Source organism: Shewanella schlegeliana (assembly GCF_016765635.1).
GTDB lineage: Bacteria > Pseudomonadota > Gammaproteobacteria > Enterobacterales > Shewanellaceae > Shewanella > Shewanella schlegeliana.
In genome coordinates this window covers 145,527-169,335 of record NZ_JAESVD010000004.1, presented here as the reverse complement: position 1 = coordinate 169,335, position 23,809 = coordinate 145,527, and the positions used below count along the sequence as shown (strand labels likewise).

Below are 23,809 nucleotides of genomic sequence, written 5' to 3'. Positions count from 1 at the left end.
GTTATCGCACTATGGCTTGTGGCTTTGCTTAAGCATTAATAGGGCGTGATAGGCGTCCTTGGCCACCAGATCGCCATCGGACAATCCAGCTAAGATCTCAACCTTGCCATTATCATGAAGTCCAGTTCTGACTTGATTTAATACCCATTTATCATTTTGCTGAATATAGACGGCGCTTAACTCATTCATGGTGATCAGCGAGGACTCTGGCACGAATATGGCGTTGCGACTGCTGCTGATAAACTGGGCTTTGATAAGGCTTCCAGGGATCACACCCTCGACATTATCTGGCAAGTTGATGCGCACTTTATAGCTATGGCTTTTAGGATCGACAAAGGTGAACAGTGTTAATTGTTCACTGTTGATCTGCTTACCATTGGCTAAGGTTAATCTGAATTTTGGCTGCTGTTTTAGCGCGTTGACATAGCGCTGAGGTATTTGAGTTACGGCGCGCATCTGAGCTAAGGAGTAGCCGGAATACAAGGCTTGTCCCGGGCTTACCGTCTCACCCTCTTCGACGTGTCTTTGGGTAACAATGCCTGCGAAGGGGGCGCTGACTAAGGTGTAGTTAAGTGACTCTCTGGCTTGAGTGATTTTGGCTTTTGCAGCACTCACCGCCTGCTGCGCCGACTTGGCATTGGCTTCGGCTTCATCCATTTCGCCTTTAGATATGGCACCTTTTGGGAACAGTGCTTGATAGCGTGTAAGCTGCTGCTGCGCTTCTACATTGACAGCGCTGGCTTTGGCGTAATCGGCTTCAGTCGCCGCAAGTTGCGCACCTTGTTCCTTATTTGTGATCTCCAGTAGTGGTGCACCTTCGGCAACCAGATCATTGATGTCGTAGTTGAGTTTGATAATTCGCCCAGAAGTTTGCGCCGAAACAGTGGCTGCTTTCGTTGGCTCGACGACAGCGTCTAATTGCACCCAGTTCGGATAGGGTTTAAGACTTACTGAAATCGACTCAATATTTTTAGCTTCTGCCGTTGCAGACAGACTTATAAAGGGGAGAGAGCTAATGAGTAGATAGCCAAAGAAGGTATTTTTCATATTATTGTGCACCAAAATCAATTCATGAGATAATTCTAATGGATGTGGTTTTTATCTGCAACAATTATTCATTAGAAAAATGCGATGAACCGGGTTTGCCTAGAATTATAGCGATTTGATTAGTAGGGATTAAACAATAATCGAGGGTATATGATGATGGCTTACCCTATCCCCTTCATTTACGAGCGTAGAACATTGGGGTTTAGGCAATAAAAAAGCCGCATTGCTATGCGGCTTTTGTTATCGAGATACGGTTTACAATTAAGCGATTAGCTTAGAACTTGTAGTTGTATTGGATAGAGTAGTATGTTGCATTTGACGTTGTAGTCGCATGTACAGTACCTAGGTCAGAGCCAAGGAATGGCATCTGTTGGCTAACAAGATCTAACACAGAGCTATGTTCTGTTAGTTGAGTCTCTTCACCACGAACAAATGCGATACCGAAATCTAGGCTAGTATTCTTTGATAGGTTGTAAGTTGCACCCATTGTGTACCACTGACGATCTGAATCAGGAATAGAGATAGAGCTGACTTCGCCAACAACACCTTGGTCGAACATGTAACCTGCGCGCAGTGTCCACTTATCAGTTAGTGTGTATGTACCACCAACACTGAATAACCATGAGTCATCCCAAGCGTATTTCTTTAGCTGTGCTTCTGCAGGATCGGTAACAGTGATCTCATGGAAGTCGCCCCAAGTTGTCATTTGCGCTGTGTAGTGTAGTGCAAAAGTATCGGTTAGCTGATGGAAGCCAGCAACCTGGAAGATATCTGGGATTGGAATGTTGATCTCTTCGAACTCTGTACTGCCAAAATTAACAGTACCATCAGCTGTGAACTCTGGGCTGAAACGGTAGCTGACACCTAAGCGGTTATTGGCATTGATCTCGTAAACCGCGCCGACAATACCACCAAATGCGATGCCATCAGCATCAACATCAACAAGGTCGACTGGGACATAAGAGCCATCTTGGCCTAATGGTAATTCACCTGCGCGTGTAAGTGTACCTGAACCATAGATCACATCTAATCCAGCACCTACACTGAAGTGGTCATTGATACGGTAAGAAGCACTTAGGTTGAAGTTGATTGTGGTCACTTCAGTTTTGCCTAATAAGTCTACAGGTGCCGGAATTTGTGCTGTGCCACCTAAGATAGGCTTAGGCTTTGATAGATCGCTAGTATCCGTACCTGTACCGAAGTTGCTGAACATAGCCACACCGTAGGCAAACTTATCATTGACTGGGCTTACATAGTAAAAGTTAGGGATAACTTTAGCCTCAGCAGCGTCATCGACGCTACCGTAATGCAGTTCACCAAGGTTTGAGTTAACGAATACATCGCTCACTTCAACTTGAACATCAGCATAGGTTAAGCCCATTGAAAGTTGTTTTTGATCAAACAATGCCATTGCAGCTGGGTTACGTGAAAGTACCGATGCGTTGTCAGCGATTACAGCATCACCCGCAAATGCGCGACCAATACCTGTTGCTGACTGGCTGTTTAACTGGAAACCCGCAGCCATTGTTTGAGTACTTGCTAGAGCAACTGATACAGCAATAAGAGTCTTGTTGAAATTCTTCATTATTATCATCTCTATTATATTTTAGTCTTGCTTATTCGGGGCTAATTTCATGATTAGCGGCAAGATCCACTTATTAGACCAGTGCATAGTAGGGAGATGTGTGCAAGCTAACAACTCCGACCAGAATTGTTTTATTGTTAAACCTTAGTTAATTATTGGGCGCTTTTTTAGCTGGCAATTAACTGAGCAATTAAAATGGACGATAGAAAGTACGGCCAGCACAGGCTCTGGGCTGAGTGGTCGTTTGATTTCGGGTTAATGAAATGTAGCGTGGCGTGTAAAAAGCAGACGATGGCTAAAAATAAAAAAAGCGTACAAGTGTACGCTTTTTATCTGCTTATGTTCACGATTACAGCTATAGCTTAGCTTGGAAGCTATCGAACTGCTGTTTTATTGTCTCTGATGGGCTTTTCATTTTACTGACAATGACACCAGTTAGGGTCGCTAGGATAAAGCCCGGTAAGATTTCGTAGATATCGAAGATATGGCCAGTAAGCTGTTTCCAAATAACCACGGTTAAAGCACCAACGATGATTGTTGCCACAGCACCATTACGGCTATAACCACGCCAGAACAGAGATAATAATACGACAGGGCCGAAAGCGGCCCCAAATCCTGCCCAAGCATAGCTAACTAACCCAAGAACGCTGCTTTCAGGGTTAAGGGCAACAACACCAGCAATGATGGCAATCGCCAATACGCCAATACGGCCAACTAGCATGAGCTCTTTGCTCGTTGCCTGTGGACGTAGCCACTTCTTATAGAAGTCTTCGGTGATCACACTAGAACAAACCAATAACTGTGAATCGATAGTACTCATAATTGCCGATAAGATGGCGGCAATCAGTAAACCACCAATCCATGGATTAAAGGCTGCATGGGCTAAGTGAATAAATACCGTTTCAGGGTTAGACAGTGGTTCAGCTGCAAAGTAAAGGCTGCCCGCGATACCAGTTGCTAACGCACCGACTAGGGCTAAAAGCATCCAACCCATGGCGATGCGACGAGAGACGGGAATATCATCAGGTGAAGCGATAGCCATAAAACGAGAAAGAATATGTGGCTGACCAAAGTAGCCTAGGCCCCAAGCTAGTAGCGATACGAAACCAATCAAGGTGGTATTTTCATTGAACATAGATAGCATTGCTGGGTCGATGTTTTCCAAGCCTGCTTGGGTCTCTGGTAGGCTAAAAATAGCGACAGGCACAATCAATAGCGCGATAAGCATCAGGCAACCTTGGAAAAAGTCGGTCCAACTAACGGCAAAGAAACCACCAACAAAGGTGTAGGCAACGATAATCGTAGAGCCAATAAGCAGTGCTAAGGTGTAATCGAGACCAAATACTTTTTCAAATAAGATGGCGCCGCCAACCATGCCTGATGAAGCGTAGAAGGTGAAGAAAACTAAAATAGTAACAGCAGAGACGAGTTTTAATATGCCTTTATTATCTTCAAAGCGTTTTTCAAAGAAGTCGGGAAGGGTTAGCGCATTATCGGTAAATTGGGTATAAACTCTGAGTCGTTTGGCGACGAATAACCAATTGAGCCAAGCGCCGAATACTAGACCTATGCCAATCCATGCTTCGCCTAGTCCACCTAAGTATACCGCTCCAGGTAGGCCTAGTAGTAACCAGCCTGACATATCGGATGCACCCACGCTCAGTGCTGTTACCGCAGGACCCATGCCGCGGCCACCAAGAATATAATCGTCAACAGAGTCTGTAGCTTTATAAGCCCATAAGCCTATGCCCATCATAAGAGCAAGGTAGGCGATAAAAGTAATTAAAACAGGTAATTCAATTGTCATGTGTGATGCACGCTTCTTTTATTTTCAATTTGTGTAGGCGCTATGCTAGCAGATCTATGAGCTAACGCCCAATAAAGCGGGGATATGTGATGAAGTTCTAACCAGCGATGTGCAGTAAACATCGCTGGTTGTAAAGGATGGTTAGATAAATGTTTGCTTGATTTCGTTTTTCACGTAATTAAGATCTTCGCGTTGCTCACCAACTAGCAACATATAGGCGTTATCCGTTTCAAAGCCCATTCCTTGGTATTTGTTATCGGCAAAGGCTTTATCAAGCACCATTCGCTCTTCAAGAGGTACGATAAATAATGTGACCTTCCCATGCTCGCCTTGCATTACAAGGTGTAGGCTCTGTACACCTTGAAAATCACAATAGGTACTGTAAAAGACCTTGCCTGGTTGTTGAGTGAACTTCATTTCGTTGCTTCCTTTGAGGGAAGCGAGTTGGAAGTTTACATCTTGAAACGGTACATTTTGGTCAACTTTCAGTGCTTGTGTTTCATGATAAACATGAGCAAGAGCGTGTTGCCCCAAGTCGACTGGCCCCATTCTTAACAGGGTAAATGTCATCCCGGCTAAAAATGCTATCGAGGCAACGAGAGCAAATGCGAATCCTGTTTTACGGCGCTGTGTATGATGATGCTGTAGTTGCTGCCCTAACAATAACTTTGCTGCAAGGTCGTCCGGTACGTCAATTTTAAGGGCATGCTCAATCTTATTATCTAAGCCTTTTAGCTCATTTAAAAAAGCTTCTCTATCGGCTGACTCCATCGCTGCATCGAGAAAGTCAGGGTCTTGACTATTTGGGTCGCTATAGGCTTGGCGGCGAAACTTTAATTCATCCATTGGATTGCCCCCTGATCTGCGGTTGTTCAAGTTGATCCTTAAGTTGATTTCTTGCTCTAAATAAACGGGTCATAACGGTATTGCGATTTAAATCGAGAATTTTTGCGATTTCATCACCGCTAAATCCACCGATGACTTGTAGTAGTAATGGCTCTCGATACTCAAGTTCCAAGTTGTAAATCTGTCTACGGATTAGGTGTTGCTCTGCATGTTCTTCGGTACTGCCAGAAAAGGTATCCTCGATAAACTCTTGCTCAACATCTGAGTAGTTAAACTGTTTGCGCTCAAAACGTCGGGCGTTTTCACGTCGCAAAATAGTGATTAACCAAGCTTTAGCGGCTTTTTCATCTTTTAAAGAGTCGAGTGAACGCCAAGCACGTAAAAATGTTTCTTGAGTGATATCTTCAGCGACATGTTTATCTCCGCAAAGCCAATAGGCGAAACGGTATATATCGGCATGAAGTGCCCTGACAAGGCTATCGTATCGTCGTTGTTTGCTAACCATGTCTGAAGAGACCGTGGACTTCGACTTTTTATTTCGCCAACTATCAAACATTTTTCAATTTTTTTAACGGGATCAATAAATGACAGCTTACCCTCGATGAATAACGAATACCAATTGTTAGATTTGTCGGTGTGATAAGTGCAAGAAATGTGTCTAGTTTGAGAAATACATGAACTCAACAACCTAACTCAAGAAATAAGGTGAGCGATTGGCGTTTTAGACTTAGCACCTGAATGGATAAAAAAAGCGCCTACAGTGAGGCGCTTTGTTGGTCGTTACATCAAGCATAGAATTAGCTTGGGTTTAGCTTATCTAGCGCCGAGCCTGTATCAGGCTTGGTATTGGGGTTTGCCATCTTGGCTGCAGATAAGATTTTCGAGAAATCAACCGTACCAGATTGCGGACTCGAAGCGTATGCTGCCTGCTGTAGTTGGTTAATACTATGACTTAGCGTGCTATTGGTTGCCGCTATTTGACTCAGGGTCATCGGGCGCTGATATAGCTCGCTATAATAGCGAGTCAGCGCATTGAGCACGGCTGAAGCATTATTTGCCTGACAAGCAGACTCTAGCGCTACGAGCGAAGAGCTGGGCTTAATGCTTTTTGAAGTCGATTCAATACTAGGCGGTATCGGGCTCCTCTTACGCTCTTTAAGCCAAAGCAGCAATGTGACGAGCCACAAGCCTCCAAGCACCAATGACAACCAAGGCCAGAAACCAGCGCTGGTATTGCTTGGTTCCTGTGTCACTAAAGCTGAGGTAGGCTCAGGTGCCGCGCCGCCAGTCACAGTGATGGTTCGCGCCGGTAGAGTCGCAAATTGCTGTTTATTCAGGTGCGGATTCCACCAAGGTACCTTAATTTCTGGCAGGGTATAAGTGCCTGCGCGGGTAGCGACTATCGCCGTGGTTTGTGTTAGCTGAGACACCATCTGATTATCACGTAAGAAGGTATTACGCTGAGGCTTCTCTGGGTAGGCCTTTAGTGCCGCAGGTGTGTTTAATTGAATTTCCGGAAGGCTGGTCTCATCTGTGTTTGATGCCAACAGGTTGATGGTACGCGTGATAGGGTCGCCGACTTTAAATTCGGTTTGCGTCTCAGGCCAATCCTCTTTTAATACAACCAAGTCAGAGACAAGCCACTGACCATGATAGTCGGCAGGTATTGGCTCGATAACCACTGTCACTTTTGGTGCCTGAGTCTGTGTTGGTCTGCTTTCGTTGAAAGAGAACATGGCGCCGTTGCGTCTAGACTGTACAACCACATCTCCGGAGAAGCTGGCACCCTCGATAGTCAGTTTTCCTGGCTGGTCGGCGATAATGGCATAGTTACGTTCGATGACCCGGTAACGGCGGCCATTGACGATCTCTGTACTGTCTTTATCTTCTCCAAGCTGCTTTATCTGTGCACCTTCAAGATTTGGCGCATTAAGCACACCACGCTGCAGTTCTAATGCGAGATACAGCTTTACCTTGTATGTCAGCATCTGGCCGACATAAGCGTGCTCACTCGACAAGTTAGCACGCATAAAGATATCTTGTGACTGCTGAGGTTGAGAGCCCGCTTTTAAAACAGATAACGCGATAGGCTGAGAGCTTATGCCATCGATTGTAAAAGCTGGAATCGTAACCGTGCCGGTATTTTTAGGCGATAACAGTACTTGCCAGCGGGTCTCGTTGCTGGCGTCAAAGTTCATTATCTGCTTACTGCGACTGATGCTGGTTCGGCCAACGATAAAGTCTTTAAGTAGCATTGAGGTATCGAGCTTGCCACTGTTGAGATCGTCATCAGCGGTAACCGTTAGCACTAAAGACTCCCCCTCCATAACGGGGTTTCGATCGACCGAGGCTTGCAGTGTTGTGATCGCGCTAGCAGGAAAGGCGGCTGTTAGGGCGATAATCGCTAAAAGAAAAATATGCCGTATTACCACTGTTCGTTTTCCTTAGTATTGATGCCTTGTTGGCGACGTTTTTGGTACTCAAGTTGCATTTTATTTCGCAGTAAGACCTGTGGATCATCTGCGACAGCCCTTAGGGCGCGCTCCATCTCAGGCGGTAATGGCTCATCTGTAGCAATCGTGCTCGAGGGAACTTGCTTCGCTTCTCCTGCGGGCTGCTCGTCCGTTTGAGCCATTTCTGCTGATTGAACTTGTTGCTCATTATCTGCTGTTTGCTCTTTCTCAGCTTGCTGAGTTGACTGACTGTTAGCTTGAGTTTTTTCAGTGTTATTCTCATCAGGGTTGGCTTGCATTTCAGCGTCATTATTGGCCGCTTCTTGCTGCTCTGATTGACTCTCATCGGACTGGCTCTCATCGGATTGAGTATCACCTTGTTGCTCCTGCTGAGATTCTTGTTTTGAATCGGACTCAGACTCTTGCTTGTCCTGCTGAGACTCTCCCTGTTGTGAATCATTCTCTTGTTGATCACCAGGTTGACTCTCTTTTGACTCTGAATTTTGAGATTGAGACTTGTTTTGATCAGAACCTCTGGATTGGTCATCCCCTCGGTTTTTATCTGACTGTTTATCAGAGTTGTCATCAGAGCTGTTATCGGGGGTTTGCTCAGGGTTTTGTTGCTCTTGCTGTTGTTGCAGCTTTTTGGCCAGCTCAAGATTGCTCTTAGCGGCATCAAAATCAGGATTCTTTTCAACGGCCGATTGATAACGTTTTTGCGCCTCGGCGTATTGGCCTAGTTGCATTAGGCTATTACCTTGATTGTATAGACCGCTGGCAGAGTCATCTTTTTCAAAGGCGTTAAGCGCCTCTTCATAATCACCTGCTTTATATAACGCGCTAGCTTGCCACTGCGGGTTAGCAAATTGGCTCGCGGCGTCTTGGTAGTCTTTCGCTTGATAGGCCTGCATGGCTTGTTGGTCCTGTGTTTGCCACAGATCGTCCCAAGTGCTTGCATAGACAGGCGTACTCGGCTGAATCAATATCAGTAGCGCTAGACTCGCCAACATCCCATTTCTAAAGCTCAATAACGCGGGCAGTAATAATAGCAGTGCAAAGTAGGGCCCTAAGTCTAGCCAAGTTTCGCCCTCAAGATCGCTTGCCTTGGTATCTTGGCTATTGGCTAACCATTGCTTAATCTGGGTGACATCTTCACCGTCAGCACGACTAGGTACTAAAATACCATTGGCCTCGGTTGCCAGTTCCTTTAACAGCTTGTAATCGGTTTTAGCAACCACAACTTGGTTGGCGTTGTCGCGCAAGAGTTGACCATCGGGTAGCTTAATCGGTGAGCCTTGCTGGCTTCCGAAAGCCATAATAGCCAGTCGATACTGACTGTCGGCGAGCACCGATTCTGTACGTTTAAATTGTGCCGGAGATACGCCGTCAGTAAACAAAATAATATCACCGCGAATATGGCCACCTTGACTGAGCAGGGATTTAGCCTGAGTAATCGCCGCTTCAAGGTTTGAGCCTCTGACTGGCATAATACTTGGCGTTAACGTTGGCAATAGGTTTAACAGGGTAGCTTTATCACGAGTAAGAGGACTGATGGTAAACGCATCCCCTGCGTAGGCGATTAAGCCTGTTTCACCTTCTGAGAGACCATCGATAAGATCGGTGGCTCTAAATTTTGCTTGAGTTAAGCGGTTAGGCACTAAGTCATTAGCGTACATAGATAAAGACATGTCCATGACGATGACGCGTCCCTGAGCCGACTCGTAGACTGGCAGTGCTCTTTTCTCAAACGCAGGACCAGACAGGGCAAATACGGCAATAAACCAAGCTAAGGCTAGGTAGCCGATATTATTGTTTCTCTTTTTAATCGAGCCTCCCACTAGCAACTTGGCTAAGTGGGGGGCGATATAGCGGTTCCAGTTTGAACTCGCTGCTTTGCTCTTTAATAAAAGCAGTAGTAGCAAGGCCATAGGAAGTAGAGCTAAGAACCACTCAGGACGTAAAAAATGCATAGTTAACGTCCTCCTTTTGCAAATTGTGACTTAGATCTAAAGCTAGATCTAAATGCCGTAATATAGGTCAATGCGCTAACCATTGATGCCAGTAGAGCTAATGCCAGTGGCCAGTAAAACAGCTCAGACTGCGGACGATAACTGAGTTGATCACGACTGACAGGCTCTAAGGTGTCTATCACTTGATAGATCTGCTCTAACTCTTCAGTATTTCGAGCTCTAAAGTACTGACCACCGGTATCTTTCGCTATCTGTTGCAGCTGAGACTCATCTAGATCCATTGATGGATTAACCCTCTCTTTACCAAATAGGGTTCTGCGCTCCATAACATCGGCACCCACACCTATGGTGTAGATAGTAACGCCCCTTTGAGCAGCAATCTTCGTGGCTTGTTCTGGGGAAATGGCGCCGGCATTGTTGGAGCCATCGGTGAGCAGAATCAATACTCGATTACTCTGCTCAACTTTATCAAAGCGTTTAACGCCAAGGGCGATAGCTTCACCAATTGCGGTCTGCTTACCTACAAGTCCAATCTGCGCCTCTTTTAAGTATTGCGCTACCGTACGTCTGTCTTGGGTTAGCGGGGATTGTAGATAGGCGTGATCGGCAAAAAGAATAAGCCCGATACGATCGCCTTTTCTGCGTTCAATAAAGTCACTGATCACATGTTGGATAAGGGTGAAGCGATCGACGACTTTACCATCGATTACCATATCCTCAATTTGCATGCTCCCGGAGAGATCGACCGATAGCATTAGGTCACGGCCTTTACTAGGTAGTTCAATCGGTTCACCAACCCAAAGTGGGCGGGCGCAGGCTAATACCAGTAAGCACCAAACTAGCCAGTAACGCTTTTTGCTCTGTCGAGCTTTCTCGGTCGTGACAATTTGACCGGGTAAACTTGCTCCAGGTAAAAGTAGATGTCCGCCCATTGGTTGTTGCTGCTGTTTTTTTCTAAAAATCAGCGGCAAAGGCAGTAACAGTAATAAAAAGGGCCAGGCGAGGGTTAACATTGACTGACCTCACTCGTTTTTTTACTCATTTGATCGACTTTTCTTAGTGGAAGCGCCGCTTTTAACCAGCTTTGGGCGTGGAGTCTAAGTGCTTGCTTCTCATCTTCGGTGAGTTGCGCTTTTTGAAAGCGCAGTGCTAACAGCTTACACAGTTCATCTTGCGGTGCTTTTACTTGCGCGTTTAGCCATTTGTACCAATCGCTGCCAGTTAATTGCGCCACCTGTTCGCGTGAGCCATAACTTATAGCGGCTCGCTTGAGTAGGCTACTCACCTCAACGGCAAACTGCTGATGGTTTTGGTCTAACATAGCGAGCTCTTTGAGTGCTGCGCGTTTAACTGCGCCAGCTTTACGGTGTTTTCTCAGCCAGATGATAAGTAAAGTGATAACTGCAATGGCCACAAACAGGCTTATCCAATAGCCATAGGCTAGAGGCCAAAGGCCTATTTCAGCTGGCGTTTGAATGTCTTGCATAGTGGCAAGCGCAGGATTGACCGAATTGCTCATCTATCGTAATGCCTCTAACTGTTGATTAAGTCGGAGCCCTGCATCGACTACGCGGGTTTGAACATTAAGTTTTTGCATCATTTCAATAAATTGGTTCTGCTGATGTAGCTGATTCGTCAGCCACTGCTCGTAACTATCTCTGTCGATAATCCGCTCTTTGCCAGCTTCTCGCACCGGAAGTTGAAAATGCTTAGGTAGCTCAAGCTGTCCTTGACGCAGCGGATCGGTGATCAAAAAGGCGCCTAAATCACAATGACGTTTCAGATCCGATAGTGCGGCTAAGCAGTTTGGAGTGAAGTTACTGCCATCAGAGATGATCCATATCAGTGAGCCCGGTTTGGCGAGACGGCGTAGACGCTGACAGGCTTTGAGCAGATGTTCTGGTTCAGGACGCTGCTCAGCGATATTTTGTAACTGTCTTGCGTGCAGATTCTTTATTGCAGAGATCACCTGCAATATGCCTTGTTGCCGACTTCGGGGTTTTAGCTCTATGTGCTCCTGCTCAGTTGCAATTAATGCCCCGAGACGGTCGCCATGTAAAATAGCGCTCCAACCTAGGGTCGTTGCGAGATGAGCAGCTTGCACCGACTGCAACATTAAGCTTGAGCCAAAATAGAGACTATGACTGAGATCGAGCAGCAGCAATACCGGGCGCTCTCGCTCTTCGACAAACAGTTTGGTATGGGCTATTCCGGTTCTTGCCGTGACACGCCAGTCAATGGTGCGCACATCATCGCCACTTTGGTAGTGACGTACTTCGGCAAACTCCATGCCGCGGCCTTTTATCAGGCTGGCACGGTGTCCTGCAAGACTTGCTTTGGCCTTGGTTCTTTTTTCTGGCAAGGCTTTGGCAAGGCTCTGACAGGCCAGTAACTCTTTTTCCGTAATATTAATGCCGTCGCTAAACAACGGCAGCTCAGAATTGACCATTAAGGGACCGCAACTTGAGAAAGGATATGGTTGATCACATCATCGGCACTGACACCATCGGCTTGTGCTTGATAACTCAATAGCAAACGATGACGCAGTACGTTAGGTGCCACCGCTTGAATATCTTCAGGCGAAACAAAGTCACGCTCATATAGGTAAGCACGGGCACGAGCGCAACGCTCAAGAGATAAGGTTGCACGCGGACTGACGCCATATTCCAGCCAGCTTGCTAGCTCTTGGCTATAAGCTTGTGGCTTGCGGGTAGCCATAATAATATCGACGATATATTTTTCTAATGGCTCAGCAAGGTAGATCTGCAGCGCATGCTCTCGAGCGGCAAAAATATCCCCTTGAATGATAGGCTCTACCTGTGGCAATTCTTGCTTAAGCGCTTCGTTGCGTGACATCCTCATGATCTGAAACTCGGTCTCAGCACTGGGATAATCAAGGTTTAAGTGCATTAAGAAACGGTCTAGCTGCGCTTCTGGTAATGGGTAGGTACCTTCATTTTCAAGTGGGTTTTGTGTGGCCATAACTAAAAACAGTTCTGGTAGCTGATAGCTGTGTTTACCTACAGTAACTTGCCCTTCAGCCATCGCCTCCAATAGAGCCGACTGCACCTTTGCCGGGGCGCGGTTAATCTCATCGGCCAAAATAAGGTTATGGAAAATAGGACCCGCTTCAAATTCAAAGGTCGCCGTTTGCGCACGGTAAATATCGGTACCAGTTAAGTCGGCTGGTAGCAGATCTGGCGTGAACTGGATACGGTGAAAATCGCCTTCAACGCCATCACAAAGGGCTTTTACCGCACGGGTCTTAGCAAGACCTGGCGGGCCTTCAACTAACAGGTGACCATCGGCAATTAATGCAATCAGTAGATTCTCGGTGAGTATAGGCTGTCCTAAAATGACAGTGTTTAAGTATTCGCGTAATGCGTGAAATCGACTCAAAGGCATGATGCTACTCGGTTTATTTAAGTTAGTGAAATATAGACCAACGACATATTAAAAAATTCCCTTAGGGTTTGGCTAGTGCCAATTTTGCTTAATGCAAATAAGTCACTCTTATACAGAGGACGATAGGGCTACGCTAATTTGTCGTTATGGTTACTTACATTGGTAAGTGAGTAAGTTCGTAGACAATGAAAATTGAAATTTGATTCATTAAGGTTTGTTAATAAACAGCTTTTTTATATATTGCTGACAAAAAAACAAACAAGTGTTTAAAACTTTCCTGTAAGAAGTTAGAATCAGATCACACTTTGATGGTCAGACCTGTCTGATTTAAGATAAATAGGTTTCCCAAGGATATAAGAAAGCGTGCAACGTTAAGTTCGCAATGCAGAATAAGAGGGCGAAAAATGAGTGATAGACAACAGGTGACGAATGCGAGAGGCGAACGTATCGCCATTGTTTCGGGATTACGTACACCATTTGCTAAGCAAGCCACCGCGTTTCATGGCGTGTCGGCATTAGACATGGGCAAGATGGTCGTCAATGAACTGCTTGCTCGCTCTGAGCTGGATCCTAAAGAGATTGAGCAGCTTGTTTATGGTCAGGTTGTACAGATGCCAGCAGCACCTAATATAGCTCGCGAAATCGTACTGGGTACGGGCATGGACGTGAGCACCGATGCTTACAGTGTTACCCGCGCTTGTGCGACTAGCTTTCAGTCTACGGTGAATGTGGCCGAATCTATCATGACGGGAAATCTTGATATCGGTATAGCGGGCGGCGCTGACTCTTCATCAGTGCTACCTATCGGTGTTTCTAAGAAATTAGCCCATGCATTAGTTGACCTTAATAAAGCCCGAAGCTTTGGGCAGAGACTTGCGATTTTTCGCCGCCTAGGTCTTAAAGATCTGTTGCCGGTTCCACCTGCTGTAGCCGAGTACTCAACGGGTCTATCTATGGGGCAAACTGCCGAGCAGATGGCGAAGACCTACAATATCAGCCGTGCAGACCAAGATGCCTTAGCGCATCGTTCACATACACTCGCTACTGAAACTTGGAATGCCGGAAAGCTTGCTGAAGAGGTGATGGTTGCCCATGTTCCGCCTTATAAAGCCTTTATTGACCGTGATAACAATATTCGTGAGAACTCTAAACTAGAGTCTTACGCAAAATTGCGTCCAGCTTTTGACCGCAAACATGGCTCTGTTACTGCCGCAAATAGCACACCGTTAACCGACGGCGCATCGGCGGTGCTCTTAATGAGTGAAGGTAGAGCAAAAGCCCTCGGTTACACACCAATTGGTTATATTAAGAGTTACGCATTCACAGCCATCGATGTCTGGGAAGATATGTTGATGGGGCCATCCTATGCGACGCCTTTAGCACTTAAGCGTGCAGGGATGGAGCTGGAAGACTTAACCTTGATTGAGATGCATGAAGCATTCGCTGCACAAACATTAGCGAACATGCAGATGTTTGGCTCGAAAAAATTCGCTGAAGAGAAACTGGGCCGCAATCGCGCCATTGGTGAAATCGACATGAGTAAATTCAATGTGCTTGGCGGCTCATTGGCCTATGGTCACCCGTTTGCCGCAACAGGTACGCGTTTGGTGACTCAAGTGTGTCATGAACTTAAACGCCGCGGTGGTGGTACGGGTCTCGCAACAGCATGTGCTGCGGGTGGTTTAGGTGCTGCAATGATTGTGGAAGTGGAGTAACTCTTATGGAAAAGACATTTAATTTATCTCGCCGAGAAGATGGTATTGCCGTTCTGACTATGGATGTACCGGGCGAAACTATGAACACACTCCGTAGTGAGTTTGGCCCAGAGATCAGTGAAGTTCTTTCTGAAATTAAGGCGGATGCGAGTATCAAAGGTCTTGTTTTGGTCTCAGGGAAAAAAGACTCTTTTGTTGCTGGTGCCGATATCTCCATGCTCGATGCTTGCGAAACCGCCGCCGATGCCAAACTATTGTCACAGCAAGGGCACGTGGTATTTAACGAGTTAGAAAGTTTATCCATTCCTGTGGTTGCAGCAATTAATGGTGCCTGTTTAGGTGGTGGTTTAGAACTTGCGCTAGCCTGTCATAAGCGGGTGTGTTCGCTTAATCCTAAAACTATGATGGGTGTACCTGAAGTACAGCTAGGCTTACTACCTGGCGGCGGCGGAACTCAACGTTTGCCTCGTTTAGTCGGCGTAACCACCGCACTAGATATGATGTTAACTGGTAAACAGCTTCGTCCTAAACAAGCATTAAGGATGGGCTTGGTCGATGATGCCGTGCCTGAGTCGATTTTACTGCGCACCGCAGTTGAAATGGCATTAGCGGGCAAGCGTCCGGCAAAGAAAAAGAAACAGTCTTTAATTAACAAGTTGCTAGAAGGCACCAGTGCTGGCCGTAATATTATTTTTGACCAAGCGGGCAAGCAGGTTGCGAAAAAGACCCAAGGTAACTATCCCGCACCAGCCAAGATCATCGACTGTGTTCGCCAAGGTATGACTAAGGGGATGGAGAAAGGGCTTGAGGTTGAAGCGAGCCATTTTGCTGACTTGGTGATGTCTAAGGAGTCAGAATCGCTACGCAGTATTTTCTTTGCTACAACAGAGATGAAGAAAGAAACCGGTGCTGGTGATGTTAAGCCTCGCGATATTAATAAGGTCATGGTATTAGGTGGTGGCTTAATGGGCGGAGGAATTGCCTCTGTTACTACGACGAAAGCCAAGATCCCTGCGCGGGTAAAAGATATCAGCGAAACAGGCTTAAGCAATGCGCTGTCTTATGCATACAAATTACTGGACAAGGGGGTTAAACGCCGTCACATGACGCCCGCGGTTCGTGACAATTTAATGGCGCTGATGACCACAACGACTGAGTATAAAGGCATTAAAGATGCCGATATCGTGGTAGAAGCGGTTTTTGAAGACCTATCTCTGAAACATCAGATGGTTAAAGATGTTGAGCGTGAATGCGGTGAACATACTATTTTTGCCTCAAATACCTCCTCTTTACCTATTGGACAGATTGCTCAGGCGGCTAGCCGACCTGAGAATGTTATTGGTCTGCACTATTTCTCACCTGTAGAGAAGATGCCTTTGGTAGAAGTGATTGCTCACGAGAAAACCTCGGCTGAAACCATTGCCACGACCGTGGCATTTGCCAAGAAACAGGGCAAAACCCCGATTGTTGTACAAGATGGCGCTGGGTTTTACGTTAACCGCATCTTAGCTCTATACATGAATGAAGCAGCGCAGCTTCTATTAGAAGGGCAGAGCGTTGAACATCTTGATAAGGCATTAGTGAAATTTGGTTTTCCTGTCGGCCCAATGACGCTACTCGATGAGGTCGGTATTGATGTTGGCGCTAAAATTTCACCCATCTTAGAGTCAGAGCTAGGTGAGCGTTTCAAGGCGCCAGCCGCATTCGATAAGCTTCTAGCCGATGATAGAAAGGGGCGTAAGAATGGTAAAGGTTTTTATGTCTATGGTGGCAAGAAGAAAACCAAAGAGGTGGATCAAACCGTTTATAGCGTTCTTGGGCTAAAGCCAGGTGTCGATACCGAGGCTGCTGAAGTGGCTCAGCGCTGCGTGGTGCAGATGCTAAATGAAGCGGTACGCTGCCTTGAGGAGAAGATTATCGCTTGCCCTAGAGATGGGGATATTGGCGCAATCTTCGGTATTGGTTTTCCACCTTTCCTTGGTGGTCCCTTCCATTATATCGACACGCTTGGCGCCGATAATTTGGTTAAGATTTTAGAGTCCTATCAAGCGCGTTACGGCAGTCGATTTGAGCCTGCTGATACGTTAAAGCAAATGTCTATCGATGGGACTAGATTCTTTAGCTAAAGCTCAAGACAAGCTTTATACCTTCTAGCTTAGAAGGTCGTGAAGAATATGTAATTTAACAAAGCGGCAACATGGTGCCGCTTTTCTTTTGTTTACTGGTTATTTACTGCCTATAAAACGTTCTATTTACTTCGTTTAGGCTATATAATGTCCTGCTTATTTGACTAGTGCCTAAAGTGGCTGACTTATTTGAAGTGGGGTGTAGATAAGTGATATTCGCTATTACGTTGGTATTAGTATACTCAGGTTACTCTATAGGTAATGCAGCATTTAAGTCTGGCTTACCAGTAAAGCGTTGGGCTATTGCTGGCACACTGTTTGGCCCTGCTGCCTATCCTCTGTTTAATTCCCATAAACAGCTTGCTTACCGTAAGGCTATGGGAAAACAGGGGATCACCATCATTCTATAACGAATCTGAGCGCCAGCTTTATAAAGATAACAAAAAAGGAGCCTGTGCTCCTTTTTTGTTATTTAAGCTAAAGCCTTTATTATTTGAACTTTAGCCAGTGAGCAAGACTAGCTCCACCAACCTTTGGCTGGGATAACTTCTAAGTGATTCAGGCCATCTGGCAATTGAACCTTCTTACGAGCAGGCTTTGCTAATCCAAGTGCTTTCATTAATGAATCAAACATAATCATACTCCTAGACATCTTGATGTCTTAACTTAATTCCACCAACCTTTGGCTGGAATAACTTCTAAACGATCTAGCCCTTCAGGCAGTTGCACTTTCTTACGAGTCGGTTGTGCTAAACCAAGCATTTTCTTTAGAGAATCGAACATAGTCATTACCTCAAATTAAGCCGTTGCTTGGTTGATATACTTAATATTTGGAAAACCTGCAGTTTGCATTGGCTCGTATTTAATATTCGGGAAACCCGCGGTTTGCATTGGCTCATACTTAATGTTCGGGAAACCAGCGGTTTGCATTGGTTTATATTTAATATTCGGGAAACCCGCGGTTTGCAGTGGCTCGTATTTAATGTTTGAGAAACCCGCGGTTTGCAGTGGCTCATACTTAATGTTTGGGAAACCCGCGGTTTGCAGTGGCTCGTATTTAATATTCGGGAAACCCGCGGTTTGCAGTGGCTCGTATTTAATATTCGGGAAACCAGCGGTTTGCATTGGCTCATACTTAATGTTCGGGAAACCCGCGGTTTGCATTGGCTCATACTTAATGTTTGGGAAACCAGCGGTTTGCAGTGGCTCATACTTAATGTTTGGGAAACCCGCAGTTTGCATTGGCTCGTATTTAATATTCGGGAAACCAGCGGTTTGCATTGGCTCATACTTAATGTTCGGGAAACCCGCGGTTTGCATTGGCTCATACTTAATGTTTGGGAAACCAGCGGTTTGCAGTGGCTCATACTTAATGTTTGGGAAACCCGCAGTTTGCATTGGCTCGTATTTAATATTCGGGAAACCAGCGGTTTGCATTGGCTCATACTTAATGTTCGGGAAACCCGCGGTTTGCATTGGCTCATACTTAATGTTTGGGAAACCAGCGGTTTGCAGTGGCTCATACTTAATGTTTGGGAAACCCGCAGTTTGCATTGGCTCATACTTAATGTTCGGGAAACCCGCGGTTTGCAGTGGCTCATACTTAATGTTCGGGAACCCCGCGGTTAGCATTGGTTTATATTTAATGTTCGGGAAACCCGCGGTTTGCATTGGCTCATACTTAATGTTCGGGAAACCAGCGGTTTGCAGTGGCTCATACTTAATATTCGGAAAGCCTGCGGTTAGCATTGGTTTATATTTAATATTCGGGAAGCCAGCGGTTTGCATTGGCTCATACTTAATGTTCGGGAAGCCTGCGGTTTGCATTGGCTCATACTTAATGTTCGGGAAGCCTGCGGTTTGCATTGGCTCATACTTAATGTTCGGGAAACCCGCGGTTTGCATTGGCTCATACTTAATGTTTGGGAAACCAGCCGTTTGCAGTGGCTCATACTTAATGTTCGGGAAACCTGCGGTTTGCATTGGCTCATACTTAATGTTCGGGAAACCTGCGGTTTGCATTGGCTCATATTTAATATGTGGGAAGCCAGCGGTTTGCATTGGCTTATATTTAATATTCGGGAAACCAGCGGTTTGCATTGGCTTATATTTAATATTCGGGAAGCCAGCCGTTTGTAGTGGCTCATATTTAATATGTGGAATACCAGTGAAAAGGACTTTGTAAACAGCTTCTGAGATAGGAGAGGTCTGGTAAGCAGGGACTTCTAGGCTGTTTTGAGATGCAGCCGCTGAAACTGAGCACGCCAATGCAACTGTAGTAACTAATCCTTTAATTATTGTTTTCATTTTGTACCTTCTCATAGAGTATTAAATATAAAGTAATATTTTTGACTTATGAGAAGGTAGTTGCAGTTGTTGTGCCAAAGTTGGCAGTGTTTTTGTTTTTAGCCTCTTTTTGTTGGCTTTAGTGTGTCATGTTTCGCTTTTGTGTCATCCTGTAGCAGCTTGGTGAACTCGGGTTCGGTCACGGCTTTACTAAATATGTAGCCTTGGATCTCTTCACACTTTAATGCGCGCAATATGCTGAGTTGAGACGCTTCCTCGACACCTTCCCCGACAACGGAAAGCCCCATGTTATGGGCGATAGTGATGATCGAGTCGACCATTTTAAGGTCGCGATCAGATTTGTCGATGTCGTCAACGAAGGCCTTATCAATCTTTAGTGTATGGATAGGGAAGCGCTTCAAATAAGAGAGTGAAGAGTAACCGGTTCCAAAGTCATCGAGTGCTAGGCTGACACCCATCTGAGTCAGTTGTTGCATGACTTTAATGGCTTTTTCTGGCTCTTTAATTACCGTGCCCTCGGTGATCTCAAGCTCTAAGTTAGCCGCAGGTAGTTGAGTGAGTTGTAAAATTGACTCTATACGCTGGTGTAAATCGGGTAAGGCAAACTGCTTCGACGATAAATTGACGGCGACTCTGCCGTTAAATAACCCTTGTGAGCGCCATTTCTGCGCAGCAAAGCACGCTTTTTTAAGTACAACATCACCAATCTCCACAATGAGACCATTCTCTTCAGCCAGTGGAATAAATTTATTTGGCGGAATGAGGCCATGTTCCGGATGGTTTAAACGCACTAATGCCTCCATACCTGCCATCTGTCCTGACTTCAGATCCACCTTAGGCTGATAATAGACCTCAAATAGGTCGTCTTTAAGACCTTCTCGGATCAGGTTTTCCACTTCTAACTGGCGGATGGCGTTTTTGTTAAGTGATTCCGAGTAGAATTGATAGCGATTACCGCCAGCTGATTTGGCGTGATACATGGCAATATCGGCTTTTCGTAATAGGGCCTGCTCATTCTGATCATCTTCAGGGTATAACACGATACCAATACTTAAGCCCACGACCACTTTCTCGTTAGTGAGTTCAAATGGTGTTTCAAAGGCATGAATGACATTCTTGGCAATAACGGCGCTGGTACCAATATCGGGATTTTTATCGACTAGAATTGCAAACTCATCGCCGCCTAAACGATAGATACTGGTGTGGTTAGGCACTGCGACCTGGATCCGTTCAGAGACTTTAATTAGCAGCTCATCACCCACCTGGTGGCCTAGTGAGTCATTGATTTTTTTAAAGTTATCTAAGTCCAGTACCATTAGTGTATGGTGCGAGTCTCGTTTGACTAGGTTACCCAGCGTCACCATTAAGTTAGAGCGGTTAGGCAGGTTGGTTAGCAGATCATTGTTGGTGAGTTTTCTGAGCTCCTCCTCTTGCTGCTTACGGCGACTCACATCGGAGAAAACACCGACATAATGTGACAGTTCGCCTTGCTCATCGTAAATCGCATCGATAGAGAGCTCCATTAAGAAACTTGTACCGTTACCCCGTGCCGATTCCACCTCATTACTCCAGCGCCCTTGCTGCTTGAGTATTGCGCGGATCTGTTCTGAATAGCTATCAGGATAAAGATCAAAATTGAACAAACTGCCAATAAACTCTTCTTTACTGAGCATGGCTAAGTCACAGCAGGCCTCGTTGACCTCTACAAATTTAAAATCTCTATCGAGAATAAACATGCCTTCAGAAATATTCTGAATAGCTCGTTCAAATAGCCTTAACTGTTCCTCGGCTTGTTTAAAGTTACTGATGTTCTTAATGGTACCCGTCATTCGAACGGCGTTGTCATGCTCATCACGCTCAACAATTTTTGCTCTGTCTAAGATCCACACCCATTCATTGGCCTTACCTTTCACTCGGTAGGTAGCTTCAAAATGGTCAGTTTCGCCGTAAAAATGCTTATTCAATGCCTCACGAACGCGCTCTTGATCCATTGGGTGGATATTACTCTCTTCTCCCTTGCCACCGGAGCGCTGACCATCTTGTGGAAACTCTAGCGAGCCCCAGATGTTGGAGCGGTAGATTTGGCCTGTTTCAATATCCCAGTCCCACATCTCATCGCCGCTGCCCCACAGGGAAAGTTTTAGGCGCTCTTCGCTCTTAGCTATCTGCTTCTGAATTTCTCTGCGGCGCAATATGGTTTTTATCACTAATACCGAAATGAATAGTGAGAATAGAAGATAAACCAGCTTTGCAGCACTGGATAGCCACCATGGAGGAGTGATCTCTATGTCTAAGTTTCGTGTTGGCCCATGCTTACCTGTGACAGGATCGATGGCATAGATAGAGAATCGATAGTCACCTGGCGATAAGTTAGTGTATGTGGCTGAGTCGGTTCCTTTAGAATGAATATAGGCATCAGATAGCCCCTGCATTTTGTATGCATAGTTAATCTGTTTGAAAGAGCTACTGGGACTACTAAACGTAATTGTAAAAGGATAGTCTGAATACTTTAATTTAATAGAGTTAGTTCTTGAAAGCTGTTTACTTAAGACCTTTCCATCAGTTTCTTCTCGGATGTTAAATACTAATAAATCTTCTAAGATGGTTTGTGGAGCCTTACTCGTTGTTAAGTAGGTTTCTAGTCTGTTTGTGTCTATTACACTAATTCCGGTAATTCCACCGATTAATACTCTATTCTCTGCTTTTAAAATTGCGTGAATATTATATTCATCTTGTATGCCGAACTCATTATTTATAATGAAATTGCTTCCATTTTTTTTATTTATAACAATAAGTTCATTTAGTGATGAAACAATGAGGTTTTGTTTGCTGCTTATCATTGAGAACGCTGGTTTGTTATTAGAGTAAATCTCTTCAACTTCTCCAGTGTTTAGGTTGTACGTGTTAATACCTTTTCCAGTGCCAAAGAATAACTTATCATCCACTATGTCAATACTGGCAACTAATTGTTTGTTGTATAGTGTTTTCACCTTTCTTTTATGTACTGTAAATAACCCTCCTTGGGTTGCTACAAATATATTGTCTTTATACTCTTTTATTTCAAATATTGGATTGTTCGAGTCTACCGTATGAGTTATATGTTTCTTTGTTCTGGTATTGTAAACTATCACATCACCAAAGTTTGAACCTATGATAATGCTTTCATTATCGCTATGGGTTTTGGTTACGAAGTAAGTTCCATCTAATATATTGGTTACTTTATCGTTACTGTCTATAGAAACAAAGCCTTCCGTACTTGCTAAGTAGATTTTTCCATTAAGCATTGAGACTGATTTAGGCCCGGTAATATTTGAATTGTATTCCTCTATGAGTGACAGGTTTGAGTCATAAATACTTATGGTCTGGGTGTCATTAGTGATTATAATGTCTGAGTCGTTTGCCTTGGAAATGGACCAAACGTTACCGCCTTTTATTTTTTTTGTTTTTACAAGGTTCCTACTATCATCAATTATCAGGAATCCATTATCTTGATTTGAAATGAAAGTCTTATTTTTCCCCCGACTAATCTTTGCGTACTCAATGTTTTGTAAGGGAGAGCTAAGATAGCCGCTAATGGTGGTAGAGTTAAAGTTGTTAAATAGGTAGATAGCAGTTGTAGACATGGCTAAATAACTATCACCAGACTTTGTTATACTGGAGTAAATATGATTATTTACCTTTTTTGCAATATTATTTTTGTACTTGTATGTTCCGTCATCAGTGAAGAGTGTTAACGCATTTCCTTCTTGGAGCATAGAATGAACATTTTTTAAAATCACTTCTTCTATATTGGATGTTTTAATTACATCGCCTAAATAATTCCTAATGAAAATATCGTCATCTATGAATGCGATATCTTTAACCCCTCGAAAGTCACCTCTGTAAGAGTTAATTATTTTGAGTTTTGACTTCTTATTTTTGGTGACGACATATATAGAATCTTCAGTGCCTAAATAAAGATTGCCCTTGTTTTTAAATATTGACCATATTGGTTTATTTAAATTTAACTCCAGTTGTGTCGACGAAATGATTCTATCTTTATCTCGATCATAAACGGCCAGCCCCTTATCAGTACCTATATACATGTTGCCATTATCGCTGATAAACAGGCTGCGAATGAATGCGCTAGGCAGAGCATGTTCTGCTGAGGGGAAGTAGTGGCGAAACTCTTTGCCGTCATAACGGTTCAGTCCGTTGACTGTACCTATCCAGATATAGCCGTCGGCGTCTTCAACAATAGAGGTAACGTTACTCTGTGATAAGCCGTCGGAAACACCTAAAGAGATGGAGTTTAACGTTAAAGCTGATGCTGGATTTACCCATAATATGGCAAAAAGAAGGGTCATCGCTAATGTTGTAAAAATTTTAGGCATATTTTTTAGTCTAATAATCAGCCAATATTGTCAGGCAACTCATTGTTATTCACACTTTTTCAGAAAGTGACGACATTGTCAAAAGCCTTGGGGCTAATTGTAGCTGATAATCATTATTATCTTATGTTTATCGCTGCTGCTTTAGCTTTTAAATTTGCCTACCTTGGTCTATTGT

Annotated in this window: 16 protein-coding genes; 3 read left to right on the top strand and 13 right to left on the bottom strand. The window is 44.7% G+C overall.

Translation table 11 applies throughout. From position 1 onward, the window contains the following. Window positions 1–9 precede the first annotated feature (9 nt). The 11 genes from JMA39_RS08480 to JMA39_RS08430 form a co-directional block, all read right to left on the bottom strand. Window positions 10–1,047: an efflux RND transporter periplasmic adaptor subunit gene (locus JMA39_RS08480; protein ID WP_202721451.1), complete on the bottom strand. Its 1,038-nt coding sequence runs from the start codon at window positions 1,045–1,047 to the stop codon at window positions 10–12. Window positions 1,048–1,321: 274 nt separating this feature from the next. Beyond that, the gene (locus JMA39_RS08475) at window positions 1,322–2,632 is read right to left on the bottom strand and encodes an OmpP1/FadL family transporter (protein ID WP_202721450.1); all 1,311 of its coding nucleotides are present in this window, start codon (window positions 2,630–2,632) and stop codon (window positions 1,322–1,324) included. 355 nt (window positions 2,633–2,987) lie between these two features. Next, window positions 2,988–4,439 (bottom strand): sodium/proline symporter PutP, encoded by a 1,452-nt coding sequence (gene putP / locus JMA39_RS08470; protein ID WP_202721449.1) that lies wholly within the window; start codon window positions 4,437–4,439, stop codon window positions 2,988–2,990. Window positions 4,440–4,580: 141 nt separating this feature from the next. After that, window positions 4,581–5,285, bottom strand: coding sequence for a DUF3379 domain-containing protein (locus tag JMA39_RS08465; protein WP_202721448.1), 705 nt, complete (start codon window positions 5,283–5,285; stop codon window positions 4,581–4,583). After that, a complete protein-coding gene (locus JMA39_RS08460) occupies window positions 5,278–5,841 on the bottom strand; it encodes a sigma-70 family RNA polymerase sigma factor (protein ID WP_202721447.1) in 564 nt (187 codons plus the stop codon). Before JMA39_RS08460 ends, JMA39_RS08465 begins: the two co-directional genes overlap by 8 nt. Before the next feature lie 241 nt (window positions 5,842–6,082). Beyond that, window positions 6,083–7,717 (bottom strand): BatD family protein, encoded by a 1,635-nt coding sequence (locus tag JMA39_RS08455; protein ID WP_202721446.1) that lies wholly within the window; start codon window positions 7,715–7,717, stop codon window positions 6,083–6,085. Continuing rightward, window positions 7,711–9,708, bottom strand: coding sequence for a VWA domain-containing protein (locus JMA39_RS08450; RefSeq protein WP_202721445.1), 1,998 nt, complete (start codon window positions 9,706–9,708; stop codon window positions 7,711–7,713). Before JMA39_RS08450 ends, JMA39_RS08455 begins: the two co-directional genes overlap by 7 nt. 2 nt (window positions 9,709–9,710) lie before the next feature. Next, entirely contained in the window at window positions 9,711–10,721 is a 1,011-nt protein-coding gene (locus JMA39_RS08445; RefSeq protein ID WP_202721444.1) for a vWA domain-containing protein, read from the bottom strand. Then, a complete protein-coding gene (locus JMA39_RS08440) occupies window positions 10,715–11,227 on the bottom strand; it encodes a DUF4381 domain-containing protein (RefSeq protein ID WP_202721443.1) in 513 nt (170 codons plus the stop codon). Before JMA39_RS08440 ends, JMA39_RS08445 begins: the two co-directional genes overlap by 7 nt. After that, window positions 11,228–12,157 (bottom strand): DUF58 domain-containing protein, encoded by a 930-nt coding sequence (locus JMA39_RS08435; RefSeq protein WP_202721442.1) that lies wholly within the window; start codon window positions 12,155–12,157, stop codon window positions 11,228–11,230. Then, complete coding sequence (locus JMA39_RS08430; RefSeq protein ID WP_202721441.1) at window positions 12,157–13,113, bottom strand: AAA family ATPase; 957 nt, start codon at window positions 13,111–13,113, stop codon at window positions 12,157–12,159. Before JMA39_RS08430 ends, JMA39_RS08435 begins: the two co-directional genes overlap by 1 nt. Before the next feature lie 404 nt (window positions 13,114–13,517). Between JMA39_RS08430 and fadI the strand changes: the two genes are divergently transcribed. The 3 genes from fadI (at window position 13,518) to JMA39_RS08415 (ending at window position 17,364) form a co-directional block, all read left to right on the top strand. After that, on the top strand, window positions 13,518–14,828 hold the full coding sequence (gene fadI / locus JMA39_RS08425) for an acetyl-CoA C-acyltransferase FadI (protein ID WP_202721440.1): 1,311 nt from the start codon (window positions 13,518–13,520) through the stop codon (window positions 14,826–14,828). A gap of 5 nt (window positions 14,829–14,833) precedes the next feature. Then, window positions 14,834–16,954, top strand: coding sequence for a fatty acid oxidation complex subunit alpha FadJ (gene fadJ / locus JMA39_RS08420; protein WP_202721439.1), 2,121 nt, complete (start codon window positions 14,834–14,836; stop codon window positions 16,952–16,954). 209 nt (window positions 16,955–17,163) lie between these two features. Continuing rightward, window positions 17,164–17,364: a hypothetical protein gene (locus tag JMA39_RS08415; RefSeq protein ID WP_308440738.1), complete on the top strand. Its 201-nt coding sequence runs from the start codon at window positions 17,164–17,166 to the stop codon at window positions 17,362–17,364. 388 nt (window positions 17,365–17,752) lie between these two features. Here JMA39_RS08415 and JMA39_RS08410 read toward each other — a convergent pair whose 3' ends face one another. Beyond that, on the bottom strand, window positions 17,753–19,261 hold the full coding sequence (locus JMA39_RS08410; RefSeq protein ID WP_202721438.1) for a hypothetical protein: 1,509 nt from the start codon (window positions 19,259–19,261) through the stop codon (window positions 17,753–17,755). Between the two features lie 98 nt (window positions 19,262–19,359). Next, the gene (locus JMA39_RS08405; protein WP_202721437.1) at window positions 19,360–23,634 is read right to left on the bottom strand and encodes an EAL domain-containing protein; all 4,275 of its coding nucleotides are present in this window, start codon (window positions 23,632–23,634) and stop codon (window positions 19,360–19,362) included. Window positions 23,635–23,809 lie beyond the last annotated feature (175 nt).